A 16,526-nucleotide genomic window follows, 5' to 3' on the forward strand; every position below is an offset into this window, starting at 1 on the left:
ATCACATTTGGCGGGGATGTCACAGAAGCCCTGCGACGGCAGGCCGTTTGGGCCACAGGGGCGCAAGAGGCTGGACGACGACCCTATTGCCGTGAATTGTAGCGCTGCGCTCTCCTTCTATATGTTTCCGCCGGAGTATTGAAAAGCCGCAGGCAATGTTATACAATAACGAAATAACATAGTGAGGAAATTAATGTCAGTGACATATAAGCTCACATATGCTTGGAGGGTGTAATGAATTGGAAGACTTTGATCGTAAAGCGGTTCGGGCTGCCAAGGACGCACAATCAATGGACGAGTTTCTTCTGGAAAGCGAGCCGTTTATATTAAAGTGTGCATATTCCGCAACTCATCAATATATAACAAAAAGTGATGATGAATGGTCGGTAGCTTATTTTGCATTCTCAGAATCAGTTAAGGAGTATTCTATTGACAAAGGAAGCTTTCCGCAGTTTGCGAAACTGGTGATACGCAGAAGGTTAATTGATTATTTTCGGTCGCAGTCAAAATATCATGTGGAAGCCTCTGTTAACCCATCTGTTTTAGACTCTGAACTGGATGAACAGGAAAACGCGGACGGCCTGAATATTGAGGTCAAAAAAGCCATATACCATTCGGTTCAAAGCGGCGCTGAAAATTCCTTGAAAATAGAAATCGAGTCGGTTAATCAGGTGTTTGCTTCCTATGACTTCTCATTTTTTGACTTGAGTGAGTGCTCGCCCAAAGCGCAAAAGACGAAAAAGGCCTGTGCAAAAGCGGTCGTATACATAATTCGAAATCCCATTCTTCTGAATGAAATGAGAAAAAACAGAATGCTTCCGCTGAAATTGATTCAAAATAATACGGACATACCCCGAAAAATATTAGAACGTCACCGAAAATATATTATAGCGGCGGCAGAGATAATGACCGGTGATTATCCCTTCCTCGCTGAGTATATGCGATTCATTCGAGAGGAGCTGCACAAATGAAAGCATGTGTTGTTGAAATCAGGAAAAATTTCGCTGCTGTTCTGACGGATGATGGTTGCGTAATGAATGTTAAAAACAGGAATTATACGATTGGACAGGTGATTGATTTGAAAAAGAGCACCCTTCATTTTTCGGTGAAAACAGCGGCTGTGGCAGCATCCATTGCGGTTTTGCTTGTGCTGAGCGGTGTGACTGCGTGGGCTTATTACACACCATCTTGCTATGTCAGTCTTGACGTAAATCCGTCTATCGAGTATTCAGTGAACAGGTTTGACAGGGTTTTAAGTGTACAAGCCGTTAATAATGACGGAGCGGACATTATAAGCAATCTGGATCTGAATAATCAAACCATTGACGATGCGATTAAAAGTACGGTAGATCAGATTCAGTCGGAAGGCTATTTCAAAGATTCCGGTGGTATTATTATTTCCACCTCGAGCGACAACGCACAAACCTCCGAGGAATTAGCGGAGGATTTGCAGAATGTTGCAATTGAGGCAACAAAAGATTCCGGTGCTCCCGTAGAAGTGGAAGCAATCAGCGTGGGCCGTGAACGGGTGTTGGAGGCGCAAAAGCTCGGTACAACTCCAGGAAAGCTTAATTTAGTACAAAAGCTGCAGAAAAGTGCCGGAAACGAAGATATCAGTGTGGAAGAATGGCTGAAAAAACCGGTAAAGGATATTATGAAAGCCATAAAAACCGCAAGGCAGGAATCAAAATCAACAGATGGTTCCAGTGAAGATCCGGTGGATTCGAGCAGTTCGTCAAGTGCTGAAGGGGTAGTCAGCTTTGAAGCAGAAGCGGAATCACAGGCTCAGAGCAGCTCTGCTGAAAGCAAAATTTCATCAAAAAAACCAGCGGGAAATCCGGCGGCCGAAAGTAGGCCAAGCAGTAAAGCGCCCCATGGTTCCAGTGCTTTGCCGAATGCTAAGAATGAATCCAAAGTCTCTGAGAATAAAAATAGCAGTTCAGACACGTCTGTAAAGAAAAACAGCGATGTAGATACAGATAAAAGCGGCCAGTCGGGCGGGAGCGGCAATTCCAACGCCAATACCAATGCATCCGAAAAAGGAAACAGTAAGAGTAAAAATGGAAACAGCAAAAAATAAGATATCTACATAGTCACTCTGTATCATCCCTTTCTGTACTGTGCTAATCTGGCTTCTGTGCAGTAAGGGATGAATATTATATGAGGGTAAATCCTCATATTACTGCTTGCCGCAATTTTTAAAATTTCTATTTGACATTCTGCATAAAATAATCTATAATTATCATAATGCTTACCTTGTAGGCATATATTTAGAAATTGAGGTAATTTACTCACATGTACGAAGACAAAACATTGATTTGCAAAGACTGCGGGGCCGAATTCGAATTTACTGCAAGTGAACAGGAATTTTATGCATCCAAAGGTTTTACAAATGAGCCGCAAAGATGCAAAGCTTGCCGTGATGCGCGCAAAAACGCAAAAGGAAATTCAAATGGCGGTAACCGTGAGATGTTCGAAGCTACCTGCGCATCTTGTGGAAAAACTTGCAGAGTCCCTTTTAAACCTCGTGAAGATCGTCCTGTGTATTGCAGCGATTGCTTTGCAAACAGAAGATAATATAAATAAGGTTTTAAGTGTGCCTCTTTGGAGGCACACTTTTTTTGCAGTCAGGCGAGAAAACGTTCCTGATTTCTATAAATAAAAGAGCACTCACAGAGTGCTCTTTTATTTTGCGGATTTTGATTTTGTTTAAAGAGTTTATTTGTCCTGATTCTGCGGTGTACTGGCAATCACGGAGCCGCCCTGCACAGTAACCCAGCCGAACTTCTGTCTTGCTTCCATTTCCATTCTTTTCAATAGCTCGGGGGTGATTGACTGGGAGATGATTTTGTTGGAATCGGCCTCAGCCTGCGCCTGAATCAGCTTTGTCTCCGCTTCAATTTTGGCCTTATCCTTGTTGGCCTGAGCTTCCACCACGCGCTTTTGGGCTTCCACCTCAGCCTTCAGTTTTTCCTGCTCGGCCGTCTCTACGGCCTTTTTGGCGACCGCTTCATCCTGAATCGCTTTTTCTATGACATTTCCGGCATCCGTGTCATCAAAGTTAATGGAAACAAACGTAATCCCGTTTTCCGCCAGCCGTGCTTTCAGGTCTGTTTCGACTTCCTTGTATAAATTATTGCGCTTTTCGCCCAGAACTTCCATAATGTTGTAGTTTGTTGAAACAGATTCAATACTTCTTTGAACAAGCGGCGCAATCAGATTCGTTGATACATTTTCAAGGTTCCTGTATTGCTTGAATACTTCAAAGGCCTTTGAGCGGTCGACCTTGTATTTCACATCTATAATCATCGTAATATACTGTGCATCTTTTGTTTGACCGGAGATATTCTCAAGCTTTTTTGTCTGGACCTCCGTGTTGATCTGGTAGACTTTATCGAAAACTCCCTTAAAATGAACCCCTTCAGACAATGTGTTTTCACTTACCCCGTTGAACGGGCTGTAGGAAACTCCCACACTGTTGGCAGGAATAATCGCCACGCTCGCGGCGGCAACGCTGAGCAATAATGGAATTACCGCAAGAATTACATGGGGCAGCCCGATTTTTGCTCTGGTTTTTATGTAGAACAGTACCAAAGCCGCTAAACTTAACACGATTCCGATTAAAATAATGATCATTTCTCTTTTTCCCCTTATCAACGAAATAATTTCTTTTTTCATTTTACCTTAATCCGGTCCGGGGAGTCCATGTCCAAAATTTGGATAATCTTTAACTTCCCAGGGGTTGGAAAGAATTACCTTTGTGAATATATTATGAATTCAGTATAATTTAAGAAAAATGGAGAAAGAGTGATTGCAGATGCACCAATGGTTCCTTTCCGTAAATGGTTCAGAACATGAAATTGTGTTTGAAGGATTTAAGATTTCCGGTAAGACAAAGCTCCGTATCGACGGGATTCCAATGCTGTATTCCCCCTTTATTGTAAAAAAAGTGGGATTTTTTTGCCCTTGTGAAGTGGACGGAAGCCAGATCATCATCAGGTTTGATTTGAAAAATCATCCGGTTGGGCTTATACAGGATGGTTTTTATCTGGATACGGGTGCGCCGATGGAAGAAGATGTGCTGTCCGCTTTTCGTGCTGTCGCGGAAGCCCAGAATCCACTGGTTGCCAATGACAAGGCGGGAATGGGCGCATTTCTGACATTCGTCGGGCTTACCTATGTCAACCTGGTTCTGATTTTTGTAAACGCCCCTTTTTCATTCCCTTACAGTGCTACCGTGCCGCAGCTTATTCTGGGGGTCGCGTTATCTCTGACCGCTGAAACTCCGTCAACGGTTATTTTTGCTGCCGGTATTTTAATTTCGCTGTTTTTCACTTCGGTGTACCTGATTTTATATCTGCTTGCGAAGAAGAGATTTTGGCCCGTTGTAGCCACTTTTGTCCTGGTGCTGCTGGACACATTTGTCGTTATTTATCTGTCTCTTGACGATTTTTCTTTCTACATAATCGACATTTTGTTTCATGCGTGGCTGATATGGTCGCTGGTAAAGCTGATATCCGCGAGAAAAAAGCAGGTACGGCAGATTGGTTGAACCAAATAGGAAAGGCGCATTGAAACAATTCAATGCGCCTTTCCTTCGTGCGCTCGCAGTCCACAAAGACCATAGAGGATAAATTGAAATTTAACATAACCTTGACAGCGCGTTCATGGTATTTTAACAGAAGACCGGTACAATAAAGACATCAAACAAAAACACTGTCACACTGATGGGCATGGACGGAATACCGAACCATAAAAAGGTGGCAGACAAACAATAAGTGCCTTCTGAAAGGCTTTATATATAACTTTTTCATACTCTCCTCTCAACAACCGCTCCGTAAGGAGCGGATTTTTTTTGTCCAATTCCGTTTTATTTTAGGATACGCCAGAGTGTTGTACGGCTGATTCCAAGCTGTTTGGCAGCCTTGGTTTGATTCATACCATTTGCAAGCATAGCCTTCTGTACTGCTTCAAATGTGAGTTCCTGCAATGTATGCATTTTCTCTGAATCCCGCTCGTATTTTGCTTTTTTATTTCCAATAGTTTCGTCGTGCAATATTGAAATAGTATCCTTTGTAGTAACATATAGTCCCTGTGTTAAAACAAAAAGCTGTTTCAATACTCTTTTAAACTGTTTGACATTATCGTACCAGTCAAATCCCTGCAGGTACGACATAGCCTCCGGTTCGAATCCTACTATATTTTGTCCTAATTCCTTGTTCATTTCATTAAGGTAAAGGGTTGCCAAATTCGGAATATCTTTGATCCTTTCCCTCAAAGGGACAAGATACAGCGGAAAAGATCCCAGCCGGCTCACCAGCATTTCGCACAGGCGGTTATCCAAAGATTCGGCAATTTTGCAGGTAATTGAGAAAATAACCTTATTGTTGCGTAAACAGGCTGACTGCTGTAGAAAATCAACAAGCTCGTCAATGTATTTTTTGTTTGTAAGGTTCAGCTCTTTAAAATAAAGCGTAACATGTGTTGAATATAGCGGAGAGGTGGTATTGCGAAACATATAATTGATTCCGTATTTATCAAGCTGTTTACAGTCCACTACATACAGTAAATTGTTTCTGTATTCGGAATTATCATAGATGTAATCCGCTAACCTGCTTTTTCCGGTTCCCGATTCCCCGATGATGACAACGGGATCATTGGCATTACTGTAGGCTTTCACCTTTTGCCTGAACGGCAAATTGCACAAGTCATCATAAAAGATGTTGAAAAAATCTTTGCTGAGGTTACTTGTGTTTTTAATCATAATTCCCGGAATATGTGTTTTTGTGTTTTCCAGAGAATGTTTGATTTCAAAAAAAAGAAAAGGCTGACCGTCAATTTCTGAAAGAATCCCTTTGAACAGGTACGGCTGCTTGTCGACCATCTTCAGCTTTGAGATTTCTTTTTCCTGAAGAAGTGTGGGAATCATGTTTTGTGCCATCTGAACCAGGCAGCTGTTTGCAGCGCAGTTAAACGTTTCAACCGGTTTTCCGTCTTTACTGAATACGACATGGATTGTTTCGGTTATATGGACGTAGTGCTCTAAGAGGGTCAGCTTGTTTTCCGCTTTGTTCAGTGACTCCAGCATGGATTGCACAGTGCCAAGGCATTGCGTTAAGGTTTGATAGCTTGTGGTCAGCATAATGTTTGTAATCCCGCATTCATTGCAGATTCTGCTTTCTTCCGGCGTGGTAATGATAAGGGAATATCCTTCGCTGTGGAGCTTTTCAGCGGTTTTGCAGACATCGTCTTCCTTCCCCAAAGAAGAAGTCCCTACGTTCAGTCCCGCCAGATTTAAAATATTTTCCGCCCGTTTTGACAAATCGGATGGGAGCATCAGAATGCTTTTTCCCATGTATCCGTGCGCCAATTTTGCCGCTGCCAAAATATCGTAGTCCGAGACGGGCATTTCCACAACCGGCTTGTTACAGGTTCTTTTTAGATCGTTGTAAGCGTCTCCCTGGGCTACGATCAGACGGTATTCCTCTAGGGATTTTGACAGAAACGCCGCACCGCTGACCGGGTTCTCGTAGTCCGGCCAAAGGTCAGCTTCAAATCCGGAGAAACAGGATAAAGCGGACTGCAAAACTTGCGTAATTCCCTTATAGGGCAGGATGAACAGTATTTTCTGCAAATTGCTGCGCCTCCAAGTGTTCAATATTGAAACATATTTTTAGAGTTTTAAAGAATGTTTTAGTAATTTTATATAACGTTTCATATTGTAACAGATAACTGTCTGGTTGTCACTACCCAAATGAAAAGAAAGACTTTAAAATGCAGATATACTAAAACATTGAAGGAGAATCTATGGTGTATACAGATAAGCGTCCAATCATTTCAATAACAATGGGAGACCCCGCCGGGATCGGCCCTGAAATTTGTGTTGGCTGTTTTGGCAATGCGGAAGTTTTTGAAAATGTCCGGCCTGTCCTGATTGGCGACGAGGAATTGCTAAAGCGTGCAATGCGTTTAAAGAAATGTAATGATAAGATCAATTTTGTCAAAGACCCTAAAGAAGGAAAATATGAGCTTGGAACAATTGATTTCCTGCCGGTTTCCTGTGAAGCGGGAAGAAACTTCACTTATGGGGAACCAAGCACGGACGCTGCGATTTGGGCCTACCATTTTTTTGAAAAAAGTATCGAATTAGGTAAAAACGGGCAGGTAGACGCAATATGTACCGCTCCAATCAATAAAGAGATGATGAAAAAAGCCGGTTTTGCCCAAACCAACCACACCTCCATTCTCAAGCATTTTTTCCCTGAGATTGTTTCCACCTCGATGTTCCATTGCCGTGAATTAAAGGTTTTTCATTATACAAGGCATATGTCGCTGCGCAATGCACTGGACGCCATCAATGTGCCCGGACTGGTAAAATCCCTGCATAGTGTTCAAAATGTCATGCAAAGCATCGGTTATGAAAATCCCCGCATCGCTCTTGCGGCGGTTAACCCCCATGCTTCGGACAACGGTTTATTCGGCAGCGAAGAAAAAGATTATTTGAAGCCCGCAGTAGAACAGTGCCGAAAAGAAGGAATCAATGTAGTAGGGCCGATTCCCGCCGACGCGGTGTTTTATCAGCAGAAAAAGGGCCTTTATGACTGTGTTCTTTCCCTGTACCACGATCAGGCGCTGATCGCCTGCAAGACGTATGACTTTGAAAAGACGGTCTCCTTAACATTTGGTTATCCGTTCGTACGCAGTACCGTAGACCACGGAACAGCTTATGATATTGCAGGAAAAAATATTGTGAACAGCGATAATATGGATTCGGCTGTCTTAACGGCGGCATATTACTGCAAAAAGCGAAATGAGTTAAATCAAAAATAACAGAAACATGGAATTAGGAGAAAATCTGATGAAAAAACTGGGATTAATCACTGATGATATGACCGGCACCATGACCTGCGGCGTGTTGCTCGCAAAAGCCGGTATTCAGGCATGCTCCTATTTTTCTCCCGATCATCTGGCAGGCGCTGAAAAACAGGAAGCAGTCATCATTAGCGCAAACAGCAGAAACCTGCCTCCCGAACAGGCGAAGCAAAACGTGAAAAGAGCATATCGGGCGCTTATCGCTCAGGGCGCGGCGTATTTTACAAAGCGGATTGATACCACTTTTCGCGGCGGAATCGGGTATGAAGTGGACGCACTGCTGGAAGAGATGCCGGAAGACACCATTGCCGTTATGGCGGCGGCGATGCCGGACACCCATCGTGTTGTTGTTGGGGGATACTCAATCATTGACGGGGTTATCCTGACGGAGACGGGCGCGGCCAGGGATGTCCTTTCACCGGTTAATCAGGCCCACATTCCAACCTTAATGCGCAGTCAGAGTAACAATCAGGTTGAAGAAATCAATATTAATACCGTGCTGGCGGGACAGGATGTTTTGGAAGAAGAATTATCCGCCAAGAGATCGGCGGGCGGCAAGATCATTGTGATTGATGCTTTAAGTACGGAACATCTGCATACCATTGCACACGCAGTTTATAAACTCGGATGGAATGTTTTATGTGTCGACCCGGGTGCTTTTTCGCAGCAGCTCGCCCTGTGCCGCGGATTCGGAAATCCGGAAAGAGTTCCCAAACAGCCGGGGAATTTGATTGATTTGGAAAGCTGTACAGGAAAGGTGATTGTTGTCGCCGGAAGTGCCACAGATGTTACCCGTAAACAGATCGGTGTGCTTTCCGGTGAAAGCTGTGCGGAAAGTGTATCCGTCGATGCTTCTGTGCTGATCCGGAAGGATCAAAGGGCTGAAGAAGAAATTGAGCGTGCGATTTCGCGCGGAAAAGAATGCGCTGAAAAGGCAGGCTGCAAAGTTTTAATTTTTGAAACGGCGGTATCCGGCAAAAAGCTGGTTTTAAAAGAGGAAGAGGAACGCCTGGGGCTGAAAAAAGGAGAAGCATCCGGAAATATCAACGCGGCTCTGGGGAAAATTGTAAACGCCATCATCAGTATGCCGGAGATGAAAGATCAGCTGAACGGCCTTTATATGACCGGCGGTGATACCCTTGTTACCGTTTTGCAGGCAATCGGAGCGGCCGGAATCCGGCTGATCGATACGGTTATCCCGCAGACCAATCTTGGCGTGATAATTGGAGGAGCGCTTGAAGGAACTTCTATTGTTGGAAAGGGTGGGATGATCGGAAAAGACGATACGGCGATGTTAGCGGTCAACCGCTTGTTTTTTGAAACATCAGACAAGAAATAGCAGAAAGGCTGTATTGCTTGACCGATGGATATCTATGCCAAAAGGCAGTATCACGATGGAGGAGGGTAGGTAAGATTTGTTCAAGCTGGCCATAAGATCAAATTTGTATTTCAGTTAAAAAGGAATCTTTTGTGCGGAATAGTGGTCTGCACGGAAACATCTGAGGAGGAATTGTAATGATAATGAGATTCATGAAAAAAGTACCTGCTGGATTAATGGTCGTTCCTTTAATTTTAGGCTGTCTTGTGAACACTCTTTTCCCGGAAGCACTGAAAATCGGCGGAATCACCACAGCGCTGTTTTCAAAAGCAGGCTCCGCGACCGCTCTGGGAATGCTCCTGTTCTGCATGGGTACCAAATTGCAGCTGAAAGAAATGCCGGTCGTTCTGAAAAGAGGCGGACTGCTTCTATTTTCCAAATTTGCAATAGGCGCCGCGCTGGGAATTCTGGTGGGTAAGTTCTGCGGTCCGGCCGGCTTCCTGGGACTTTCCAGCTTAGCAATCATTTGTGCAGTTACCAACAGCAACGGCTCTATCTTTTTCGCCCTTATGACAGAATACGGCGATGAGAAAGACTGTGCCTGTATGCCGATTCTTGCAATCAATGACGGGCCGTTCTTAACGCTGGTTGCCTTAGGCTGCAGCGGCTTGGCCAATATTCCCGTAAAGGCGTTGGTGGCTGCGATTATTCCGATTTTAGCCGGTATGATTTTAGGAAATATAGATAAAGAATTCAAGAATTTCTTTGGAGCGGCATCGAATGCCCTGATTCCGTTCAACGGTTTTTCACTGGGTGCCGGAATCAGCCTGATCGATGTCATTAAGGGAGGACCCTCCGGTGTTCTTCTCGCTTTCCTGACCATCTTTGTCGGCGGTATCTTCATTGTGCTCTGCGATAAGTACATAGGAAGAAGACCCGGGTACGCTGGTTGGGCAGTTGCGACAACAGCGGGAAATGCCGTCGCGGTTCCGGCGGTAATCGCCACCGCGGACGTGGCGTTACAGCCGTTGGTTGCATCGGCAACCGTGCAAGTTGCTGCATCGACCGTATTGTCAGCCATTATTGTGCCGTTTATTGTCGGCTGGTGGGCAAAAAAATACGGTTGTCCTCAGTTCCCTCTTGAGAAGACGGAAAAGGCTTCGTAATCCTTTAGGTATAGCCAAAATAACGGTTAGACCACTGCGCGATGAAATAAAAACCTCTGGGTTAATGCTGAACAATGCATCAATCCGGAGGTTTTGTAATAACAAATCTAATATGAATAGGGTGACAGAAATAGTCATGCAGTTGGATGAAGCAAAACAGCAGGCGGTCTGGGTAGCGCACAGCCTGTTTAACAGAAATAAGGTCAGCGGATCCTGTGCGAACCTCAGCTTCCGCTGTGACGACAAAATTTATATAACGGCAAGCGGCACTTGCTTTGGAATATTAAAAGAATCGGATTTTGCTGTTGTTGATCTGGAGGGAAATTCTCTTTCCCGCCTGAAACCGAGTATAGAGTTTCCTTTGCATCTTTCTTTATACCGGAAATCAGCAGATATCGGGGCTGTTCTCCATACACACAGCGTTTATTCTGTTCTGTGGAGCTTTCATCCCGCGGAAAACGAGAGCGACTGTGTTCCGGAATATACTCCCTATTTAAAGATGAAAGTGGGGACTGTAGGATTAATCCCATATGAAAAGCCCGGTACTGCAGAATTGTTCCGGGCCTTTCAGAACCGTCTGCAACTGAGCGACGCTTATCTACTGAAACAACACGGACCGGTTGTCTGCGGAAAAAATATGATGGACGCTTTTTACGGTCTGGAAGAACTGGAGGAAAGCTGCCGAATCGCTTGGGAGCTGCGGGGCCTTCCCCGTGAATAACTGACTCGGATTTTCATCGGGAGCTTTCTTTACACATTGCCGGCGCACTATCCTGCGCTCTCCTTCAGGCGGAATCTGGATAAAAGGTCGGTCAGAGTATTTGACTGACCGAAGAGTTCTTCCCCCGCGGCGGCACTTTTTTCCGCCATGAGGGAAATGTTCTGAATCGCGTCTGAGATTTGTGAAATACTCACCGTGGTCTCCGCGACAGAATCCGCCTGTGCATCCGATGCCTCTGCAATCTCATTAACAAGTCCGAAAAGCGTCTCCGATTTTTGCACGATGACCTGCAGGGATTTTCCCACCTCATCCACAGCTTCGGAGCCGTGTGCTATTGCGGAAACGGTATTGACAATCAACACGGACGTATCTTCTACGGCATGAGTACTTTTTCCCGCCAGATTGCGAACTTCATCTGCTACTACGGCAAAGCCTTTGCCGTAAACCCCGGCACGAGCCGCCTCCACAGCGGCGTTCAGAGCCAGTATGTTTGTCTGAAAGGCGATTTCGTCAATGGTTTTGACAATCAGCCCTATTTTCTGTGAAGTCTGGGAAATATCCTTCATAGCGGCAACCAGCTGGTCCATTTTTCGGTTTCCATCCTGAATATCCTGCACGATGCCGGACAGCATGGAATTTGCCTGGCGGGCGTTTACGGCGCTTGTCTTCGCATGGCCGGAAATTTCATCAACGGATGCGGAAAACTTTTCGATGGAGCAGACTTCCTCTGAAGCGTTCATAGCAAGGGCTTGAGCTATCTCAGAGGTCTGTGCCGCAGAGGTGTCCACCTGTATGGCGACCAGGCGAATTTGTGAAAGCGTCCGGTTCAGACCGGAAAGAATTTCTTCTGTTGCCGTCCGTATTTCATGGAAATCTCCGGGATAGGCGGCGCTGCTTTGGCGGGACAGGTCTCCAAGGGCAATCGCATTCAAAATCATACAAAGATCTGTGATTATTTGGCGGAGACTCTCCGACGTCGTGTTGAGGGCATTCGCAATTCTGCCGGTCTCATCCTGAGATTTCACTTCGAGACAGATGTCCAGACCTCCGCCGGATATTCTTTCAATGCCTTCCGTTACCTGCATCACCGGCCTGGTGATATCCCCGGCAATCCGAAAAGCAAAGAAGAGGGCAATGAAGAAAGACAGAAATCCGACGCCGATCATCAGGGAAATGGCAGTGGGTACGCTGGACATGAACTCTGAGCGGGCTTCCGAAACATTTACGGACCATCCGTCCGTTCCTGAAATGGGAGCGTATGCGCCGAAATATTGCTGACCGTTCTTTTTGTAAAGGGCAAATCCTGTTTTTCCCTGAACCATGTTGGCTTCCATTTTGGCGACAACAGGATCGGATTTGCTGGTTTTTTCCATTGCATCAGCGGCTGAATTGCTTTGTACCACTTTTGTGCCGGAATGATTGAGAATGTATGTACTGCCAAGATTGCCTACTTTCACTTTGGCGGCAACGTCACCCAGTGAATTGTACGGGATTCTGATGAGAATGACATGCGGCGCAGAGGGATAGGCATAGTCGAAATGTGTTTCTCCGCCTTCCGTGACAGGGCCGCTTAGATAGGGGACTCCATGTGTTGCCTGTAAAAAGGCCTGATTTTCATGGTAGTCGTTGCCGTTCAGGGTGGAAATACCGTTCTCCTTGACGATATCCACCTTTATCAGACCGTTTTCCTTAACCAAACTGTTAATATACTGTCTGGTGGCGCCGTAATCTGCTCCGACAGTATTTTTAATCATTGCGACCGACTGTGCCATAATTTCATACTGCCTAAGCTGTGCGCTGATTTCGGAAGAGACGATGCTCGATGTTTTACTCAGCGTTTTTTGCAGGGACTGCTCCGTGGAGCGGACAATGAAGAAAACCGAAAACAGGCACAGAACGCTGACCGTGCAGAGAATAATGAGTGCTGTAAACCGAACAAGCTTATTTTTTATTGTGGTCTGTCTAGTACGCAAAATATGACACCTTTCCCATTATTTAGTATTTTTTAACGGTTTCAGTATATCATTTTTTGCCGCTGCTACACGCGATTACCCCTGATTTTAAGGAAGAATTAACCTGACATTAACATGGAAGAGAATTTCTTTGATATCGTGATTGTGCTGATATCAAAAGGGGAAGCATTGTCAAATGCTTCCCCTTTTGATAAGCTGATTTACTCTTCCTTTGGCAGCTGACGTTTCAGCTTTTTCTCTTCCAGCCGTTTATTTACATTTTCACGCAGCAACGTGTACATAACAGCGCAGAGCGGAATGTTGACCAGCATCCCCACAAGGCCGAACGCGTTGCCGCCAATGGTGACGGCTGCCAGTACCCACAGCGCCGGCAGCCCGACTTTGGAGCCGACCACACGCGGGAAAATCAAATTGCCTTCCAGCTGCTGGAGGACAACGAAGAATACGATGAACCAGACCGCCTGAATGGGGTTGACAACCAGAATCAGTAGGGCTCCGATACAGGTGCTTAAAAACGCCCCGAAAATCGGAATCAGCGCCATAAAAGCCACGATCACAGATACGAGCAGGGCGTAGGGGAAACGGAAAATCTGCATGCCGATAAAGCAGAGCGAACCGAGAATGCAGGCCTCCGTGCATTGACCTGCAATGAAATTGGAAAAGGCGCGGTTGGTCAGGCTGCATACCCGCACGATGGTTTCCGCCGGTTTTACGGGGAAATACGCGAACAGGAAACGCTTTGTCTGGGCCTCCAGCTTCTCTTTCTGGACAAGAATGTTAATGGAAAAGACCAAACCAAGCACCAGCGTAATCAGCGCATGGAACAAGTTTGCGGCGACGGTTACGGTGGAACCCACCAGCGTATTGGCGAGCTTTTGTCCGTACTGCGCCAGCATCTGACTGATATTTGTCCAGTCGATCCGGATATTGCTGACATATTCCCTTACAGCCGGGTATTTGTTTTCCATTGAGACCAGATTGTTTTGAAGCTCTGTAAAAAAGCTCGGAATATTGTTGGTCAGGCTGGTAATCGTGCGGACAAGCTCCGGAATCAGAATCAGCAGAATCAAAGCGATAATTCCGATGACGATCAGGAAAGTAATCAGGATACTGATTGAGCGCCGCACTTTTGGCCAGTTTTTGGTGTAGCGGCGGTTAATGGGCGCGAGCAGACGGCTTTCAACCTGCCGCATCAGGACATTGAGGATGAAGGTGATGGCAAGGCCGAGCAGAATTGGTTCAAAAATACCGGCAACAATCCCGGCCAGTTCAGAAAAACGGTATAGATTTTTCAGCCCGAGATAAAGCGCAATGCTGAACGCAATGAGCAGGGCGATTTTTTTCATATTGCTTTTGTTGAGTTCCATTTTTGTTCCTTTCCAACCTGCCGGTGGTCTGTGGTACGAACTGACAGGATGTCCCATTTAACTGCATTATACCATAACCCGCATCAATAGAAAATGGCCGCTTCAGAAAGCTTTCCTTTTTATTTTAGCACAATTTTTCCGGTAATATCTGAAATCGGGTAAATTTAACAGGATGATTATGGCTTACGCGGTTTTCATTCGGAGCTATCTATGTTATTATTTAAGATATTATGATAAATGGCCAATGGGTGGTGCCGGCTCGCGGAGCTGGTACCATTCCAGATGATTGATACAGGAACAGAGGATAAGATTGTGCTATTGTTATCTGCGGAAAAAATAAGAAAAAGCTACAGCGAAAAAATCCTGCTCAAAGATGTTTCTTTGGGAATTCAGGAAGGGGATAAAATCGGAATTATCGGAGTAAACGGTACCGGCAAGAGCACCCTCCTGAAAATTATTGCGGGGCAGGAAAGCCCGGACAGCGGTACGGTCAGCAAATTCGGCGGGGTTCGTGTCGGGTATCTGCCGCAGAACCCGGTTTTTCCGGACGGCATCACGGTACTGGAACAGGTCAGGCAGGGGATTGCGCAGCAGCAGAGGGAATCAAAGGAGTTTGAGTGCAAAGCAATATTGACCCGGCTTGGCATTACGGATTTTGACGCGCCCGTCAGCCGGCTTTCCGGCGGGCAGAAGAAGCGCGTTTCCCTTGCGAGCGCCCTGGTCACCACGGTGGATGTGCTGGTACTGGACGAGCCTACCAACCATATGGACAACGATATGGTCGACTGGCTGGAAAACTATCTTGCCCGCTACAACGGAGCAATGATTATGGTAACGCATGACCGGTATTTTCTTGACCGTGTTACCAACCGGATTGTGGAGCTGCAGGACGGGAATCTCTACAACTATCAGGCAAACTATACGAAATACCTGGAACTGAAAGCGGAGCGGGAAGGTATGGAGGCCGCCAGCGAGCGCAAGCGCCAGAGCCTGCTCAAAAAAGAACTGGAGTGGATTCAGCGGGGCGCGCGGGCGCGCAGTACGAAACAGCGCTTCCGCGTGGAACGGTTTGAGCAACTGAGCGCGCAGGAAGTCAAATCGGAACAGGAAAAGCTGACGATGAGCTCCGTGAGCTCGCGGCTCGGCAGGAAAATCATTGAAATAGACGGAATCGAAAAACACTACGGGGACAGACAGCTGATAAAAGGGTTTTCCTACAATCTGCTGCGCGGGGACCGTATTGGAATTATCGGCGCAAACGGGTGCGGAAAATCAACGCTTCTGAAAATAATCACCGGGCAGGTTCTGCCGGATAACGGGACGGTTACTGTTGGGGAGACCGTGCGCGTGGGTTTCTTTTCGCAGGAATGTGAAGAGATGGATACCGGTCTGCGCGCAATCGACTACATTAAAAATATTTCTGCGGAGATCATGACCCCGGAGGGAATGCTGACCGCTTCCCAGCTGATGGAAAAATTCCTTTTCGGGGCCAATCTGCAGTATTCCGTTATCGGCCGCCTTTCAGGCGGCGAACGCCGGAGACTGTATCTGCTTGGGGTTCTGATGCAGGCGCCGAATGTCCTGCTTTTCGATGAACCGACCAATGATCTGGACATTCAGACCCTTACCATTCTGGAGGACTATCTTCAGAATTTTTCCGGCGCCGTTGTTGTGGTGTCGCATGACCGGTATTTTCTGGATAAGGTTGCGGAGCATATTTTTGCTTTTGAAGGCGGAGAGATCCGCGATTATACCGGCGGTTATTCCGACTATCTGGCGGTCAGAAAGCCGGAGCCGGAGGAACCCGCCAAAACAAAAGAGAGCAAACCGAAACCGGCATACCGTGAAAAGCCGACCAAACTTAGGTTTTCCTTTATGGAACAGCGGGAATACGGGGAAATTGACGCGGTCATTGCGGAGCTGGAAGAAAGAATCGCCGCCAAAGAGCGGGAAATGGCCGAGCAGGCCAGCAATTATGTAAAACTTCCGGAACTGATTGCGGAAAAGGAAGCGCTACAAGCCGAGCTTGACGCCAAAACCGAGCGCTGGGTGTACCTGAACGATCTGGCCGATCGGATTGCGGAGCAAAACGGTGAAGAATCACCGTAA

14 protein-coding genes are annotated in these 16,526 nt (G+C 46.2%); 10 read left to right on the top strand and 4 right to left on the bottom strand.

What is annotated here, in order from left to right:
• The first annotated feature begins 16 nt into the window (after window positions 1-16).
• The 4 genes from J5W02_RS14615 (at window position 17) to J5W02_RS00955 (ending at window position 2,577) form a co-directional block, all read left to right on the top strand.
• Window positions 17-142: a hypothetical protein gene (locus J5W02_RS14615; protein WP_255575499.1), complete on the top strand. Its 126-nt coding sequence runs from the start codon at window positions 17-19 to the stop codon at window positions 140-142.
• 97 nt (window positions 143-239) lie between these two features.
• Window positions 240-971 (top strand): sigma factor, encoded by a 732-nt coding sequence (locus J5W02_RS00945; RefSeq protein WP_219938574.1) that lies wholly within the window; start codon window positions 240-242, stop codon window positions 969-971.
• Window positions 968-2,080 (top strand): anti-sigma factor domain-containing protein, encoded by a 1,113-nt coding sequence (locus tag J5W02_RS00950; RefSeq protein WP_219938575.1) that lies wholly within the window; start codon window positions 968-970, stop codon window positions 2,078-2,080. Before J5W02_RS00945 ends, J5W02_RS00950 begins: the two co-directional genes overlap by 4 nt.
• A 215-nt stretch (window positions 2,081-2,295) precedes the next feature.
• Window positions 2,296-2,577 (top strand): zinc-ribbon domain containing protein, encoded by a 282-nt coding sequence (locus tag J5W02_RS00955; RefSeq protein WP_219963781.1) that lies wholly within the window; start codon window positions 2,296-2,298, stop codon window positions 2,575-2,577.
• Between the two features lie 141 nt (window positions 2,578-2,718).
• Here J5W02_RS00955 and J5W02_RS00960 read toward each other — a convergent pair whose 3' ends face one another.
• Window positions 2,719-3,636: a prohibitin family protein gene (locus tag J5W02_RS00960; protein ID WP_219963782.1), complete on the bottom strand. Its 918-nt coding sequence runs from the start codon at window positions 3,634-3,636 to the stop codon at window positions 2,719-2,721.
• Between the two features lie 175 nt (window positions 3,637-3,811).
• On the opposite strand from J5W02_RS00960, the gene J5W02_RS00965 reads away from it, so the two are divergent.
• Window positions 3,812-4,552, top strand: coding sequence for a hypothetical protein (locus J5W02_RS00965; RefSeq protein WP_219963783.1), 741 nt, complete (start codon window positions 3,812-3,814; stop codon window positions 4,550-4,552).
• A 318-nt stretch (window positions 4,553-4,870) separates the two neighbouring features.
• Here J5W02_RS00965 and J5W02_RS00970 read toward each other — a convergent pair whose 3' ends face one another.
• Complete coding sequence (locus J5W02_RS00970; protein WP_219963784.1) at window positions 4,871-6,634, bottom strand: PrpR N-terminal domain-containing protein; 1,764 nt, start codon at window positions 6,632-6,634, stop codon at window positions 4,871-4,873.
• 173 nt (window positions 6,635-6,807) lie between these two features.
• Between J5W02_RS00970 and pdxA the strand changes: the two genes are divergently transcribed.
• The 4 genes from pdxA (at window position 6,808) to J5W02_RS00990 (ending at window position 11,077) form a co-directional block, all read left to right on the top strand.
• Window positions 6,808-7,830, top strand: a complete 1,023-nt coding sequence (gene pdxA / locus J5W02_RS00975; protein ID WP_219963785.1) for a 4-hydroxythreonine-4-phosphate dehydrogenase PdxA — start codon at window positions 6,808-6,810, stop codon at window positions 7,828-7,830.
• Between the two features lie 28 nt (window positions 7,831-7,858).
• The gene (locus J5W02_RS00980) at window positions 7,859-9,211 is read left to right on the top strand and encodes a four-carbon acid sugar kinase family protein (RefSeq protein WP_219963786.1); all 1,353 of its coding nucleotides are present in this window, start codon (window positions 7,859-7,861) and stop codon (window positions 9,209-9,211) included.
• Window positions 9,212-9,387: 176 nt separating this feature from the next.
• Entirely contained in the window at window positions 9,388-10,356 is a 969-nt protein-coding gene (locus tag J5W02_RS00985; protein WP_219963787.1) for a 2-keto-3-deoxygluconate permease, read from the top strand.
• 112 nt (window positions 10,357-10,468) lie between these two features.
• Entirely contained in the window at window positions 10,469-11,077 is a 609-nt protein-coding gene (locus J5W02_RS00990; RefSeq protein WP_219963788.1) for a class II aldolase/adducin family protein, read from the top strand.
• 47 nt (window positions 11,078-11,124) lie between these two features.
• On the opposite strand, the gene J5W02_RS00995 is transcribed toward J5W02_RS00990, so the two are convergent.
• Both J5W02_RS00995 and J5W02_RS01000 read right to left on the bottom strand, forming a co-directional pair.
• Window positions 11,125-13,050: a methyl-accepting chemotaxis protein gene (locus tag J5W02_RS00995; RefSeq protein WP_219963789.1), complete on the bottom strand. Its 1,926-nt coding sequence runs from the start codon at window positions 13,048-13,050 to the stop codon at window positions 11,125-11,127.
• A gap of 200 nt (window positions 13,051-13,250) precedes the next feature.
• Window positions 13,251-14,417: an AI-2E family transporter gene (locus J5W02_RS01000; protein WP_219963790.1), complete on the bottom strand. Its 1,167-nt coding sequence runs from the start codon at window positions 14,415-14,417 to the stop codon at window positions 13,251-13,253.
• A 282-nt stretch (window positions 14,418-14,699) separates the two neighbouring features.
• Here J5W02_RS01000 and J5W02_RS01005 point away from each other — a divergent pair, with 282 nt between their 5' ends.
• Window positions 14,700-16,526, top strand: coding sequence for an ABC-F family ATP-binding cassette domain-containing protein (locus J5W02_RS01005; RefSeq protein ID WP_255575500.1), 1,827 nt, complete (start codon window positions 14,700-14,702; stop codon window positions 16,524-16,526).

The organism is Caproiciproducens faecalis (assembly GCF_019448085.1).
Lineage (GTDB): Bacteria > Bacillota > Clostridia > Oscillospirales > Acutalibacteraceae > Caproiciproducens > Caproiciproducens faecalis.

Excerpts from the sequence above, each read along its gene's own strand:
- J5W02_RS14615 (WP_255575499.1), top strand. The coding sequence starts at position 17 with ATGTCACAGAAGCCCTGCGACGGCAGGCCGTTTGGGCCACAGGGGCGC.
- J5W02_RS00990 (WP_219963788.1), top strand. The coding sequence starts at position 10,469 with ATGAATAGGGTGACAGAAATAGTCATGCAGTTGGATGAAGCAAAACAG.
- J5W02_RS00950 (WP_219938575.1), top strand. The coding sequence starts at position 968 with ATGAAAGCATGTGTTGTTGAAATCAGGAAAAATTTCGCTGCTGTTCTG.
- J5W02_RS00980 (WP_219963786.1), top strand. The coding sequence starts at position 7,859 with ATGAAAAAACTGGGATTAATCACTGATGATATGACCGGCACCATGACC.
- pdxA (WP_219963785.1), top strand. The coding sequence starts at position 6,808 with ATGGTGTATACAGATAAGCGTCCAATCATTTCAATAACAATGGGAGAC.
- J5W02_RS01000 (WP_219963790.1), bottom strand. The coding sequence starts at position 14,417 with ATGGAACTCAACAAAAGCAATATGAAAAAAATCGCCCTGCTCATTGCG.
- J5W02_RS00960 (WP_219963782.1), bottom strand. The coding sequence starts at position 3,636 with ATGATCATTATTTTAATCGGAATCGTGTTAAGTTTAGCGGCTTTGGTA.
- J5W02_RS01005 (WP_255575500.1), top strand. The coding sequence starts at position 14,700 with ATGATTGATACAGGAACAGAGGATAAGATTGTGCTATTGTTATCTGCG.
- J5W02_RS00955 (WP_219963781.1), top strand. The coding sequence starts at position 2,296 with ATGTACGAAGACAAAACATTGATTTGCAAAGACTGCGGGGCCGAATTC.
- J5W02_RS00985 (WP_219963787.1), top strand. The coding sequence starts at position 9,388 with ATGATAATGAGATTCATGAAAAAAGTACCTGCTGGATTAATGGTCGTT.